Below are 13,514 nucleotides of genomic sequence, written 5' to 3'. Positions count from 1 at the left end.
TTGAAACGACACACATGTTATGTGTGTTCGAGTCTCTCAAATTTTCGCAAACCGATGATGAATCGAAAGAAACATCTTCGGGTTGTGAGGTTAAGCGACTAAGCGTACACGGTGGATGCCCTGGCAGTCAGAGGCGATGAAGGACGTGCTAATCTGCGAAAAGCGCCGGCGAGGTGATATGAACCTTTGACCCGGCGATGTCCGAATGGGGAAACCCAGTGTGATTCGTCACACTATCGTTAACTGAATACATAGGTTAACGAGGCGAACCGGGGGAACTGAAACATCTAAGTACCCCGAGGAAAAGAAATCAACCGAGATTCCCCCAGTAGCGGCGAGCGAACGGGGAGCAGCCCGGAGTCTGAATCAGCTTGTGTGTTAGTGGAACGGTCTGGAAAGTCCGACGGTACAGGGTGATAGTCCCGTACACGAAAATGCACAGGTTGTGAACTCGAAGAGTAGGGCGGGACACGTGGTATCCTGTCTGAATATGGGGGGACCATCCTCCAAGGCTAAATACTCCTGACTGACCGATAGTGAACCAGTACCGTGAGGGAAAGGCGAAAAGAACCCCGGCGAGGGGAGTGAAAAAGAACCTGAAACCGTGTACGTACAAGCAGTGGGAGCCTACTTGTTAGGTGACTGCGTACCTTTTGTATAATGGGTCAGCGACTTATATTCTGTAGCAAGGTTAACCGTATAGGGGAGCCGAAGGGAAACCGAGTCTTAACTGGGCGTTAAGTTGCAGGGTATAGACCCGAAACCCGGTGATCTAGCCATGGGCAGGTTGAAGGTTGGGTAACACTAACTGGAGGACCGAACCGACTAATGTTGAAAAATTAGCGGATGACCTGTGGCTGGGGGTGAAAGGCCAATCAAACCGGGAGATAGCTGGTTCTCCCCGAAAGCTATTTAGGTAGCGCCTCGTGAACTCATCTTCGGGGGTAGAGCACTGTTTCGGCTAGGGGGCCATCCCGGCTTACCAACCCGATGCAAACTACGAATACCGAAGAATGTTATCACGGGAGACACACGGCGGGTGCTAACGTCCGTCGTGAAGAGGGAAACAACCCAGACCGCCAGCTAAGGTCCCAAAGTCATGGTTAAGTGGGAAACGATGTGGGAAGGCACAGACAGCCAGGATGTTGGCTTAGAAGCAGCCATCATTTAAAGAAAGCGTAATAGCTCACTGGTCGAGTCGGCCTGCGCGGAAGATGTAACGGGGCTAAACCATGCACCGAAGCTGCGGCAGCGACACTATGTGTTGTTGGGTAGGGGAGCGTTCTGTAAGCCGTTGAAGGTGGCCTGTGAGGGTTGCTGGAGGTATCAGAAGTGCGAATGCTGACATAAGTAACGATAAAGCGGGTGAAAAGCCCGCTCGCCGGAAGACCAAGGGTTCCTGTCCAACGTTAATCGGGGCAGGGTGAGTCGACCCCTAAGGCGAGGCCGAAAGGCGTAGTCGATGGGAAACAGGTTAATATTCCTGTACTTGGTGTTACTGCGAAGGGGGGACGGAGAAGGCTATGTTAGCCGGGCGACGGTTGTCCCGGTTTAAGCATGTAGGCGGAGGTTCCAGGTAAATCCGGTACCTTATTAACGCTGAGGTGTGATGACGAGGCACTACGGTGCTGAAGTAACAAATGCCCTGCTTCCAGGAAAAGCCTCTAAGCATCAGGTAACACGAAATCGTACCCCAAACCGACACAGGTGGTCAGGTAGAGAATACCAAGGCGCTTGAGAGAACTCGGGTGAAGGAACTAGGCAAAATGGTGCCGTAACTTCGGGAGAAGGCACGCTGATATGTAGGTGAAGCCCCTGCGGGTGGAGCTGAAATCAGTCGAAGATACCAGCTGGCTGCAACTGTTTATTAAAAACACAGCACTGTGCAAACACGAAAGTGGACGTATACGGTGTGACGCCTGCCCGGTGCCGGAAGGTTAATTGATGGGGTTAGCGGCAACGCGAAGCTCTTGATCGAAGCCCCGGTAAACGGCGGCCGTAACTATAACGGTCCTAAGGTAGCGAAATTCCTTGTCGGGTAAGTTCCGACCTGCACGAATGGCGTAATGATGGCCAGGCTGTCTCCACCCGAGACTCAGTGAAATTGAACTCGCTGTGAAGATGCAGTGTACCCGCGGCAAGACGGAAAGACCCCGTGAACCTTTACTATAGCTTGACACTGAACACTGGTCCTTGATGTGTAGGATAGGTGGGAGGCTTTGAAGCGTGGACGCCAGTCTGCGTGGAGCCGACCTTGAAATACCACCCTTTAATGGCTGGTGTTCTAACGTAGACCCGTAATCCGGGTTGCGGACAGTGTCTGGTGGGTAGTTTGACTGGGGCGGTCTCCTCCCAAAGAGTAACGGAGGAGCACGAAGGTTAGCTAATCCTGGTCGGACATCAGGAGGTTAGTGCAATGGCATAAGCTAGCTTGACTGCGAGAGTGACGGCTCGAGCAGGTGCGAAAGCAGGTCATAGTGATCCGGTGGTTCTGAATGGAAGGGCCATCGCTCAACGGATAAAAGGTACTCCGGGGATAACAGGCTGATACCGCCCAAGAGTTCATATCGACGGCGGTGTTTGGCACCTCGATGTCGGCTCATCACATCCTGGGGCTGAAGTAGGTCCCAAGGGTATGGCTGTTCGCCATTTAAAGTGGTACGCGAGCTGGGTTTAGAACGTCGTGAGACAGTTCGGTCCCTATCTGCCGTGGGCGCTGGAGAATTGAGGGGGGCTGCTCCTAGTACGAGAGGACCGGAGTGGACGCATCACTGGTGTTCGGGTTGTCATGCCAATGGCACTGCCCGGTAGCTAAATGCGGAAGAGATAAGTGCTGAAAGCATCTAAGCACGAAACTTGCCCCGAGATGAGTTCTCCCTGAGACTTTAAGTCTCCTGAAGGAACGTTGAAGACGACGACGTTGATAGGTCGGATGTGTAAGCGCAGCGATGCGTTGAGCTAACCGATACTAATGAACCGTGAGGCTTAACCTTACAACGCCGAAGGTGTTTTGGCGAAGAGAGACGATTTTCAGCCTGATACAGATTAAACAGAATTTGCCTGGCGGCTTTAGCGCGGTGGTCCCACCTGACCCCATGCCGAACTCAGAAGTGAAACGCCGTAGCGCCGATGGTAGTGTGGGGTCTCCCCATGTGAGAGTAGGGAACTGCCAGGCATCAAATAAGTGAAAAGGCCATCCGTAAGGATGGCCTTTTTGCGTTTCTGCGCTATACAAACTAATCCCCCAACGCCCTGCTTATACGGTAAACTACCTGCGTTTTTGCATCAGGATAGCGTCTATGAACCACTCCCTTAAGCCCTGGAATACCTTTGGTATTCAACGCAATGCTAATCACATTGTCCGTGCCGATACTGCACAGCAGTTGCTGAATGCATGGCAAAGCGCAACCGAAAAAAACGAACCCGTACTGATTCTGGGCGAAGGAAGTAATGTCCTGTTTCTCGACGATTTTGCGGGAACAGTGATCGTTAACCGCATCATGGGAATTGATGTGGAAGAGCGCGCCGATAGCTGGCACTTGCACGTGGGGGCCGGAGAAAACTGGCATCACCTGGTGCAATTTACCCTGGAAAAAGGGATGCCTGGCCTGGAAAACCTTGCGCTTATTCCGGGCTGCGCGGGATCATCACCGATTCAAAACATCGGTGCCTATGGCATCGAGCTGAAACATGTCTGTGAATACGTCGACTGCATCGAACTGGCGACTGGAACGGCTAAGCGTTTAACCGCAGAACAGTGCCGTTTTGGCTACCGTGACAGTATCTTCAAACATGAATATCAGGATCGCTACGTGATTGTCGCCGTGGGCCTGCGCCTGTCGAAGAACTGGCAGCCCGTACTGACCTACGGTGATTTAACGCGTCTCGATCCGGCTACCGCCACCCCCCGCGATGTGTTTGACTCGGTTTGTCATATGCGCATGACCAAGCTTCCCGACCCGAAAGTAAATGGAAATGCCGGAAGTTTCTTCAAAAACCCGGTGATCGACAGCGAAAAGGCAAAGGTCTTCCTTGAAGGATGGCCCGCAGCACCACATTACCCTCAGGCAGATGGCAGCATGAAGCTGGCTGCGGGATGGCTTATCGATCAATGCCAGCTTAAAGGCACTTCAGTCGGAGGCGCTGCCGTTCATCAGCAGCAGGCTCTGGTACTGATCAATCAACATGATGCGAGCAGTGATGACGTGGTCAAACTGGCTCATTATGTTCGTGAACGTGTGGGTGAAAAGTTTAACGTCTGGCTGGAGCCAGAAGTCCGCTTCATTGGCCGCACAGGTGAAGTGAATGCCGTGGAGACCATCGCGTGAAAGACAATACCATCCCGTTAACCCTGATTAGCATCCTCGCGGATGGGGAGTTTCACTCTGGCGAGCAGCTGGGTGAGCAGCTGGGCATGAGCCGTGCAGGCATTAATAAGCATATCCAGACCCTCCGCGACTGGGGTGTCGATGTCTTTACCGTTCCGGGAAAAGGGTACAGCCTGCCGGAACCCATTCAATTGCTGAATGAAGATGTGATTCGTAGCCAGATTGGGCACGGCAATGTTGCGGTGCTGCCGGTGATTGACTCAACGAACCAGTATCTTCTGGATCGTCTGCCTGAACTGAAATCCGGCGATGCCTGCGTTGCAGAGTATCAGCAGGCCGGGCGTGGTCGCCGAGGGCGAAAATGGTTCTCGCCCTTTGGTGCCAACCTCTACCTGTCCATGTACTGGCGACTCGATCAGGGCCCTGCCGCAGCGATTGGCCTGAGTCTGGTCATCGGGATTGTCATGGCAGAGGTGCTACACGATCTGGGCGCCGATCGGGTGCGTGTTAAATGGCCTAACGATCTTTACCTGAACGATCGTAAACTTGCCGGTATTCTGGTCGAACTGACGGGAAAAACGGGCGATGCGGCGCAAATCGTGATTGGCGCGGGCCTCAATATGGTGATGCGTAACGTACAAAACGATGTGGTCAACCAGGCCTGGACGAATCTCCAGGAGGCGGGGATCGTCATCGATCGTAACATCCTTGCCGTGCGTATGATTAAAGAGTTGCGCAGTTCACTGACGCTTTTTGAACAGGAAGGACTCGCAACGTTCCTGTCTCGTTGGGAAAAACTGGACAACTTCATCAATCGCCCGGTGAAATTACTGATTGGTGATAAAGAGATCTACGGCATTTCCCGCGGGATTGACGCTCAGGGCGCGTTGCTCCTGGAACAGGATGGCGTGATCAAGCCCTGGATGGGCGGTGAGATTTCACTGCGAAGTGCCGAATAACCGAATGGGGTGAATGATGCGAAAACCCGTCTGCGCGACCCTGGCTGTGATGATGAGCTTGCTGTTCTCTCCTCTCTCGCAGGCGGGTCAGGCCTGGGAGAGTTACAAGGCGCGCTTTTTCAAACCGGAAGGCCGCATTGTTGATACCGGCAACGACGACGTTTCGCATACGGAAGGTCAAGGTTTCGCCATGTTAATGGCGGTGGCTAACGACGATAAAGCCACGTTCGATAAGCTCTGGCAATGGACCAACAGGACGCTAAAGAACAACGAAAATGGTCTGTTTTACTGGCGTTATAACCCCGCGGAGTCTAATCCGGTCGCTGATAAAAACAACGCCACAGATGGCGATGTCCTGATTGCATGGGCGTTGTTAAAAGCCGATGCGCGCTGGCATGACAAACGCTACAGCGCCGCATCGGATGCGATTACGAAAGCACTGGTTGACCACAACGTAATCCGCTATGCGGGTTACCGCGTGATGCTGCCCGGCGTACAGGGATTTAAGCTTGAGGGTGAAGTGGTCCTTAATCCTTCCTATTTTGTGTTTCCGGCCTGGCAGGCCTTTGCCGGACGCAGTCATTTGCCGGTCTGGCGTGAATTGATAAAGGACGGGAAACGTCTGCTGGGAAAAATGGGATCGGGTACAGCGAATCTACCGACAGACTGGGTTTCGCTGGCATCCACGGGCAAGCTGACGCCGGCCAAAGGCTGGCCACCGCGAATGAGCTACGATGCGATTCGTATTCCGCTGTACATAGCCTGGTCTGATAAACAAAGCCCGCTGCTGACGCCCTGGAAAGCCTGGTTTGGTCAGTTCCCACGGGAACATACACCCGCCTGGGTTAACGTCACGACCAACGAATACGCGCCCTATATGATGGAAGGCGGTCTGCTGGCGGTCAGGGATTTAACGATGGGTCAGCCATCCTGCGAACCGGAAATCACCTCTAAAGACGACTACTATTCGGCAAGTCTGAAAATGCTGGTATGGATTTCAGCGCAATAATAACGCACTGACAATCCCCTCTCCCCACAGGGGAGAGGGGTAAATCCTTTATTGCGGATACGGTACCCAATCTCCGCCGTTCAGACGAACGTACGGTTTGTTCTGGTACTGAATCACAACAGCATTCGCGTTTTCGGAGACCTCTGCCGTTTGCGGCAGGTTGCTGGTGAGCTGATTCCAGTTCACGCTATCTTCCACAAACAGCTTCCCGTCCACGGCACGGGCAACCAGTTCTGAAATTGCCAGATAGCTGGTTGGCTGTGTAATCTCAATCGGCGCGCCCTGGTGCGGAGCCTTCATACCAAAGAATTTAATGCCCGCAGGCACGTTGGTAATGGACGGGCTTGGAATATCACGCAGACCTGACACCTGCATTCTGTCGCCTTTCAGCGCGCCGCCGTGTTCAGGCACGACAACCACCATCACTTTACGGCCTGATTTTTCCAGCTCAGTGAAGAACGCATCCAGCTCGTCGAAGAATTTCTGCGCACGCACTTTATAATCTGCCGTTTTGCTCACGCCCGGGAAGTGGTTACCATCGTGAAGCGGCAGGGTGTTAAAGAACGTCGCACTGCGCGGGTTGCTGTCTTTTTCGATGGTTTGCAGCCAGCGCTGCAGTACGGCTGTATCGTCGTAAACAGGTGAACCGTCGAAGCCGAGCAGAGTAACGGGAAGCCCGGTTTGATCCATCAGCGGCGCCTGCATGCCACCCTGTTCACGCACCTCTTTCAGGAAGTTACCGAACTGGCCGTTATGTCCCAGCATCAGATGCTGCGTAAAGCCCAGCTTCGCGAGGTTATCGAACAGATAACACTGATTCCCTGCCGGCTGGTACAGGTTTTTATGCGATGTCTGACCGCAGCTTGCACGCAGCAGGCGAATCGCTGCCGGGCCGCTGTATGAGGTGGCAGAGTTGAAATCTTTAAACTGGATATCGAAATGAGACCACAGTGGGTGAGACATTAATCCGGCTGCATCCACATCGGCCCAGGAGAGGGAACAGATGTTAATCACCAGCAGCTCAAACGGTTGAGCATCTGCCGGCAGTGCATCCGGGAATTTCGTCTGTCGCTTATCTTCTGCGGTATAGAAGCTGGAAAGCCACGCATTGAGGTTGGTGGAGGTCGGCGGTGCGGTCTGGGTTGGAATATCACCTACCACAGGCGTATCGCCTGCCGTGATAACAGTAGCCGCTGCGCTTCCACCCGTGGTGGTCACCGTGGTGGTTGGTTGACCGGCAGGCCACAGGGAGAAGTTCGGTCCTGCCAGCGTCAGCACGTTAAGCCAGATCATAATGGCGACAACAAACACCGTGACGCGGATCCACTGCGACAGGAACAGCCAGGCCACCAGCAGGACAAAGATAGCGCCAATCATCTGCCAGTTAATAAAACGCTCAACCAGATCAAGCATGTAGTCTGCACTGAAGCCCGCGACCTGTGACCCCTGGCTCATTATGCTGTCCGGACCCGGTAGCCAGGTATCGTGCCAGAACAGCGCAAAGCCGACGGGGATGGCTACCCAGTGACGTAAACGATGCAGCCTGATATTCGGCAACGGCATCAGCAGGAAGGCCATAAAGACCAGGTTAAGCAGGGGATGGAAATTCAGATAGCCTGCCCAGAGCAAACCAAACTTCACCAGAAAGTAAAAGTTCCAGCCGGAAAGGCCGCGCCAGTATTGCCAGAGCGGCGAGTGTGACGAAGCGGTATAGGTAGAATTAGTCATGTTTTCGGTCTGCCTTGACGTGTGATGCCCGTGTCAGTGTTCCGGCTGGTTTTACATAGCGAGGTTTTATAAACATCACTCTGGCCGTATCACGGATACGACGTATGGAATGGCGCGCATAGTAGCCAAGCGGGAAAAAGATCAGCGCACAGAATACGACCAGTTGAATAATATCGCTGATATTCATGATGGTACGTTCTCCCCATTCTCGGTTAATAAGCGATGGGGTTCCGGAACCCGACGCCAGACATGGCCGTCATGTCTGGCATTGAGAATCGGTTTTGCATCGCTGGTGATCGCCAGCGGTTTAACCCATTGTTCAGGCTGAAGTGCGCGCATCTGCACCAGCTCCGCGCTGATAGCATTATCTTCGAACCAGATCATACGGTTTGAGAAAATATCCCCGGTAGGCAGGGGAAAGATGTGGTTAAGCGCGGTATCAAGATCGTTCACCCGGCAGAAGGACAAAAATAGCACCAGGCGATTGTCGCCAATGGTCATGATGTCCCCTGTACGATTCGGACGACATAAGGTGAGAGCCTGTTCAACGCGGATACCCGGAACAGGACGCAGGGCAACCATCACCCCTTTCCCGTCCGCAGGAAGTAGCGTGTTGCTCATCATATTGCCGACGGCGTCGCAGAAGTTATCCCATTTCTGGTATCCGCGCAGCTTCATCGGCTGCGTCATGGAGAGCAAGGTGGAAATGTCTTCCGGCACATGGCGGCTGAACTGCTGGCCCTGAACGCTTTCGATTAGCGTCAGGCAGCGTGACAGCGGCGCATTCCATGGAACAACCATATTTGCTCCGCAGCCAAGCAGCAGACGCTCATCGGTGGCGCGCAGGCTGGTATTGTTTTCCCGCACCACAATTTTTAATGCGCTGCCGCGCTGGCGACGTAAGGTATGAATTTGTCTCGCCAGCGTCTCAATCTGGTTATTTTGCATCAACGAGAAAACAAGGGTTGCCGCCTGGGTTGTACGAGCTTCATGAAAAAGCGCTTCATTAGACTCAAACAGCGACCAGTTTTCCGACAGCGCGGGCGCGCCCTCTAAAACCGCAATATGGCTCAGGATGCGTTTTTCATCACTGCGCGGCTGCACAACCGTTTCTTCCTGCTGTGCCAGGTGCCATTTCCCCTCACTCTGTTTCAGGGTCAGCTGTTGCCTGGCGCTCACGCCTTTTTCATTACACCAGAAAGCAATATCGTAGAGATAGCTGCCCACCTGGTCACGCAGACTGGCCAGACCGAACAGGGAGCGATATTCACCCATTAAAAGTGAAAACAACTTGTCATTATTACTGCCGGGATTGACGACCAATAGCGTGCAATTTTGAAATTTTGCCCATTTATTGATTTTTTCCAGCCACGGCAGCAGTTTTTCAGCAGGGATATTTTGCAGGACGTTATTTGCGCATTTAAGAATCACTAAATAGTGATCCGGATCAATGGAGCACTGAACGTCGCGGGACAAAAAGTATAGACTATCCACTTCTGCTGACATGGAAAATAAGCGCACGGTTTGCGGTCCGCCGTCACTTTCCAGCGTGATAATTTTCTTCGGCTCTTCGCCCATGCTAATGACAGCCACGCGGGAATCCTTATCCTGGGCGGCAATTGTCTGGTTTACCAGACTGATGGCATCTTCATTACGGTCGGTATTAATCCACCAGACTCCACCGACTGGCATGTGGCTCAATTCGTCCCATAATGACTGGATGCCAATAGAAAATATGGAGTCCACGGTGTCCCTCTTTTCGTCTAATTTATCTGTATCTCAGTTTACTAGCGAAAGCGTAGAAATAAACCTAACATTGAAATTAAAGAACATCAGATTTAGCATGTAAATGAAATTTGTCAGGGCAGGACGCCCCGCAACTTCTGAGCGTGCGATTTTCCTCAAAGGGATGGCAGAAAAATGGATAATAACGAACCCGGAACCCCAGTCGACTCGACCCTGGGCTATACATTCCAAAACGATTTTCTGGCGCTGACGCAGGCCTTTTCTTTACCTGAAATAGATTACACCGATATTTCCCAGCGGGAACAGTTGGCCGCGGCTATTAAACGCTGGCCATTATTAGCTGAATTCGCCCATCAACAATAAGGGAGCCATTGATGGCCATACTCGGATTACAGGGTGTCCGTGGCGGTGTGGGTACCACATCCGTTACCGCGGCGCTGGCGTGGTCATTACAGCTTTTAGGTGAATCGGTGTTGGTGATTGACGCCTGCGCCGATAATTTGCTGCGTATGTCGTTCAACGTCGACTTCACTCGTGAAGCGGGTTGGGCACGCGCGTTGCTTGATGATAAAGACTGGCGGGATGCAGGGCTGCGCTATACCTCTCAGCTTGATTTACTGCCTTTTGGTCAGCTCACCACCACCGAACGTGAGAATGAAGCCGCTTATCAACGGCTGTTTTCGCAGTTCACGCTTGCGTTGCAGAGTCTGAAAGAAAAAGGCCACTACCAGTGGATCCTGGTGGATCTGCCGCACGGCGCCGGGACGTTAACCCGGCAGCTTATCGCGCAGTGCGATCATGTTCTCTCCATCGTCAACGTGGATGCAAATTGCCATATTCGTCTGCATCAACAGGGGCTGCCGCAGAATGCGCACCTCCTGATTAACGACTTACGCATCGGGAGCCAGATCCAGGACGATCTCTACCAGGTCTGGCTACAGAGTCAGCGTCGCCTGCTACCCATTGTGATTCACCGGGATGAAGGAATGGCAGAATCCCTGGCCTCCAAGCAGCCGCTCGGCGAGTACCGCAGCGATTCCCTGGCGGCAGAGGAGATCCTCACGCTGGCTAACTGGTGTCTGCTGAACTTCGCCAACGCGGCGGAGCCGGCAGGGAGTTCGGTATGAGTCGACTCGCCAGTTGGTTCCTTATCCCGCCGGTTAATGCGCGTCTGAGCGAACGCTACCGACATTTTCGCCGGCATGGTGCCTCGGCATTCAGTGCCGCGCTTGGCTGTTTCTGGATGATTATGGCCTGGATGTTCATTCCGCTTGAACATCCGCGCTGGCAGCGCATACGTGCGCACCATAATGAATTATATCCACACATTAACCCTGACCGGCCGCGGCCTTTGGATCCGGCGCGTTATCTCATTCAGGCCGTCTGGCTGGTCGTCACCTCGTCACAGCGAGAACGCCAGACGCCGCACTGGCGCAGTTTCTCCCGCGTTCAACAGCTGCGCGAGCGCTATCACCAGTGGCTGGATAAATTGCCTGACAGCGTGACCGACAAAACCAGCCATCTGGATAACCAAAAAGAGCTCGGGCACCTCCACCCGGGCCTGCGGCGTTTTATCCTCGGCGTGATTGTCGTGTTCTCACTGATTCTGGCGCTGGTCTGTATTACGCAACCCTTCAATCCCCTGGCGCAGTTCACCTTCCTGATCCTGCTGTGGGGCGTGGCGTTGCTGGTGCGTCGTATTCCGGGCCGCTTCTCGGCACTGATGCTGATTGTGCTGTCGCTGACCGTTTCCTGCCGCTATATCTGGTGGCGTTATACCTCAACGCTGAACTGGGACGACCCGGTGAGTCTGGTCTGCGGTCTGATTCTGCTGTTTGCCGAAACCTATGCCTGGATTGTGCTGGTGTTGGGGTATTTCCAGGTCATCTGGCCGCTCAATCGCCAGCCCGTACCGCTGCCGAAGGACACCACGAAGTGGCCGACTGTCGATCTCTTCGTCCCAACCTACAACGAAGACCTGAGCGTGGTGAAAAACACCATTTATGCTGCGCTCGGCATCGACTGGCCGAAAGATAAACTCAAGGTCTGGATCCTGGATGACGGCAACCGCCCAGCGTTCCGCCAGTTCGCGGAAGAGGTCGGCGTCGAATACATCGCCCGTCCGACGCACGAACATGCTAAAGCCGGTAACATCAATAACGCGCTGAAGTATGCCACCGGGGAGTTTGTCTCGATCTTTGACTGCGACCACGTACCTACGCGATCGTTCCTGCAGATGACCATGGGCTGGTTCCTGAAAGAGAAAGAGCTGGCGATGATGCAGACGCCGCACCACTTCTTCTCGCCGGACCCGTTTGAACGCAACCTTGGCCGTTTCCGTAAGACCCCGAACGAAGGCACGCTGTTCTATGGTCTGGTGCAGGATGGTAACGACATGTGGGACGCCACGTTCTTCTGCGGCTCCTGTGCGGTTATCCGCCGTAAACCGCTGGATGAAATTGGCGGTATTGCCGTCGAAACGGTGACTGAAGATGCGCACACCTCGTTGCGTCTGCACCGTCGGGGTTATACCTCGGCCTATATGCGTATTCCTCAGGCCGCCGGTCTGGCGACGGAATCGCTCTCGGCGCACATTGGTCAGCGTATTCGCTGGGCGCGCGGCATGGTGCAGATTTTCCGTCTTGATAATCCACTGATAGGGAAAGGGCTCAAGCTGGCGCAGCGTCTCTGCTACGTCAACGCGATGTTCCACTTCTTATCCGGCATCCCGCGGCTGATCTTCCTGACCGCACCGCTGGCGTTCCTGCTTCTTCACGCCTATATCATCTACGCCCCGGCGCTGATGATTGCGCTGTTTGTTCTGCCGCACATGATCCACGCAAGCCTGACGAACTCGAAGATTCAGGGTAAATATCGCCATTCCTTCTGGAGTGAAATCTACGAAACGGTGCTGGCCTGGTACATTGCGCCGCCAACGATGGTGGCGCTGATCAACCCGCATAAAGGGAAATTCAACGTCACCGCGAAGGGGGGGCTGGTGGAAGAGGAGTACGTCGACTGGGTGATCTCCCGTCCGTATATCTTCCTGGTGTTGCTGAACATCGTTGGCGTCATCGCCGGTATCTGGCGTTACTTCTACGGCCCTGAAAATGAAATCCTGACCGTCTTTGTGAGTATGGCCTGGGTCTTCTACAACCTGATTATTCTTGGCGGCGCGGTGGCGGTGTCGGTGGAGAGTAAACAGGTTCGTCGCGCGCATCGCGTTGAAATCTGCATGCCCGCGGCGATTGCCCGTGAAGATGGTCACCTCTTCTCCTGTACCGTGCACGACTTCTCTGACGGTGGTCTGGGGATCAAAATCAACGGCCAGGCGAAAGTGCTGGAAGGGCAAAAAGTTAACCTGCTGCTTAAGCGCGGACAGCAGGAGTATGTCTTCCCGACGCAGGTAGCGCGTGTGGCGGGCAATGAAGTCGGTCTGCAACTGATGCCGTTGACCAAAAAGCAACACATTGATTTTGTGCAGTGTACGTTTGCCCGTGCGGATACATGGGCTCTCTGGCAGGACAGCTTCCCGGAAGATAAACCTCTGGAAAGCCTGCTGGATATTCTGAAGCTGGGGTTCCGTGGCTATCGTCACCTTGCAGAATTTGCCCCGTCGTCGGTGAAATTAATTTTCCGGTCACTTACTTCGCTGGTTTCCTGGGTCGTGTCGTTCATTCCTCGTCGTCCTGAGCGGGATGAGGCGAAGCAGGCGGACCCGGTTATGGCTCAACAATGATGATA

Annotated in this window: 9 protein-coding genes and 2 rRNA genes; 8 read left to right on the top strand and 3 right to left on the bottom strand. The window is 53.8% G+C overall.

Features of this window, described 5'->3' with window-relative positions:
* The first annotated feature begins 88 nt into the window (after positions 1 to 88).
* From ABFI50_RS08005 to ABFI50_RS07985, 5 genes are all read left to right on the top strand, one after another.
* A 23S ribosomal RNA gene (locus tag ABFI50_RS08005) occupies positions 89 to 2,993 on the top strand.
* Between the two features lie 66 nt (positions 2,994 to 3,059).
* Positions 3,060 to 3,175 (top strand): 5S ribosomal RNA (gene rrf / locus ABFI50_RS08000).
* A 124-nt stretch (positions 3,176 to 3,299) separates the two neighbouring features.
* Positions 3,300 to 4,328: a UDP-N-acetylmuramate dehydrogenase gene (gene murB, locus ABFI50_RS07995; RefSeq protein WP_045135434.1), complete on the top strand. Its 1,029-nt coding sequence runs from the start codon at positions 3,300 to 3,302 to the stop codon at positions 4,326 to 4,328.
* Complete coding sequence (gene birA / locus ABFI50_RS07990; protein WP_023331541.1) at positions 4,325 to 5,287, top strand: bifunctional biotin--[acetyl-CoA-carboxylase] ligase/biotin operon repressor BirA; 963 nt, start codon at positions 4,325 to 4,327, stop codon at positions 5,285 to 5,287. The genes murB and birA overlap by 4 nt, the downstream gene beginning before the upstream one ends.
* Before the next feature lie 16 nt (positions 5,288 to 5,303).
* Positions 5,304 to 6,296: a glycosyl hydrolase family 8 gene (locus ABFI50_RS07985; protein ID WP_045269638.1), complete on the top strand. Its 993-nt coding sequence runs from the start codon at positions 5,304 to 5,306 to the stop codon at positions 6,294 to 6,296.
* Positions 6,297 to 6,344: 48 nt separating this feature from the next.
* On the opposite strand, the gene bcsG is transcribed toward ABFI50_RS07985, so the two are convergent.
* From bcsG to bcsE, 3 genes are read right to left on the bottom strand one after another with little or no spacing between them, the layout of a single operon-like run.
* Positions 6,345 to 8,024 carry a cellulose biosynthesis protein BcsG gene (bcsG, locus tag ABFI50_RS07980; RefSeq protein WP_347485806.1) on the bottom strand — a complete coding sequence of 560 codons (1,680 nt, stop codon included), beginning with the start codon at positions 8,022 to 8,024 and terminating at the stop codon, positions 6,345 to 6,347.
* Positions 8,017 to 8,211 (bottom strand): cellulose biosynthesis protein BcsF, encoded by a 195-nt coding sequence (gene bcsF / locus ABFI50_RS07975; RefSeq protein WP_014885605.1) that lies wholly within the window; start codon positions 8,209 to 8,211, stop codon positions 8,017 to 8,019. Before bcsF ends, bcsG begins: the two co-directional genes overlap by 8 nt.
* Positions 8,208 to 9,770, bottom strand: coding sequence for a cellulose biosynthesis c-di-GMP-binding protein BcsE (gene bcsE, locus ABFI50_RS07970; protein WP_014885604.1), 1,563 nt, complete (start codon positions 9,768 to 9,770; stop codon positions 8,208 to 8,210). Before bcsE ends, bcsF begins: the two co-directional genes overlap by 4 nt.
* Positions 9,771 to 9,944: 174 nt before the next feature.
* Here bcsE and bcsR point away from each other — a divergent pair, with 174 nt between their 5' ends.
* From bcsR to bcsA, 3 genes are read left to right on the top strand one after another with little or no spacing between them, the layout of a single operon-like run.
* Entirely contained in the window at positions 9,945 to 10,133 is a 189-nt protein-coding gene (gene bcsR / locus ABFI50_RS07965; protein WP_008503237.1) for a cellulose biosynthesis protein BcsR, read from the top strand.
* An 11-nt stretch (positions 10,134 to 10,144) separates the two neighbouring features.
* Positions 10,145 to 10,897, top strand: coding sequence for a cellulose biosynthesis protein BcsQ (gene bcsQ, locus ABFI50_RS07960; RefSeq protein WP_014885603.1), 753 nt, complete (start codon positions 10,145 to 10,147; stop codon positions 10,895 to 10,897).
* Positions 10,894 to 13,509: a UDP-forming cellulose synthase catalytic subunit gene (gene bcsA / locus ABFI50_RS07955; protein ID WP_221704064.1), complete on the top strand. Its 2,616-nt coding sequence runs from the start codon at positions 10,894 to 10,896 to the stop codon at positions 13,507 to 13,509. Before bcsQ ends, bcsA begins: the two co-directional genes overlap by 4 nt.
* Positions 13,510 to 13,514 lie beyond the last annotated feature (5 nt).

It is taken from the genome of Enterobacter sp. HNDS-6, from assembly GCF_039850505.1.
Classification (GTDB): Bacteria; Pseudomonadota; Gammaproteobacteria; order Enterobacterales; family Enterobacteriaceae; genus Enterobacter; species Enterobacter kobei.
The sequence above is the reverse complement of the archived record's forward strand: the minus strand, read 5'-3'. Positions and strand labels throughout refer to the sequence as shown.

What these genes read in the sequence shown, in the direction of transcription:
- bcsA (WP_221704064.1), top strand. Translation starts at nt 10,894, where the DNA reads ATGAGTCGACTCGCCAGTTGGTTCCTTATCCCGCCGGTTAATGCGCGT.
- bcsR (WP_008503237.1), top strand. Translation starts at nt 9,945, where the DNA reads ATGGATAATAACGAACCCGGAACCCCAGTCGACTCGACCCTGGGCTAT.
- ABFI50_RS07985 (WP_045269638.1), top strand. Translation starts at nt 5,304, where the DNA reads ATGCGAAAACCCGTCTGCGCGACCCTGGCTGTGATGATGAGCTTGCTG.
- bcsG (WP_347485806.1), bottom strand. Translation starts at nt 8,024, where the DNA reads ATGACTAATTCTACCTATACCGCTTCGTCACACTCGCCGCTCTGGCAA.
- murB (WP_045135434.1), top strand. Translation starts at nt 3,300, where the DNA reads ATGAACCACTCCCTTAAGCCCTGGAATACCTTTGGTATTCAACGCAAT.
- bcsF (WP_014885605.1), bottom strand. Translation starts at nt 8,211, where the DNA reads ATGAATATCAGCGATATTATTCAACTGGTCGTATTCTGTGCGCTGATC.
- bcsQ (WP_014885603.1), top strand. Translation starts at nt 10,145, where the DNA reads ATGGCCATACTCGGATTACAGGGTGTCCGTGGCGGTGTGGGTACCACA.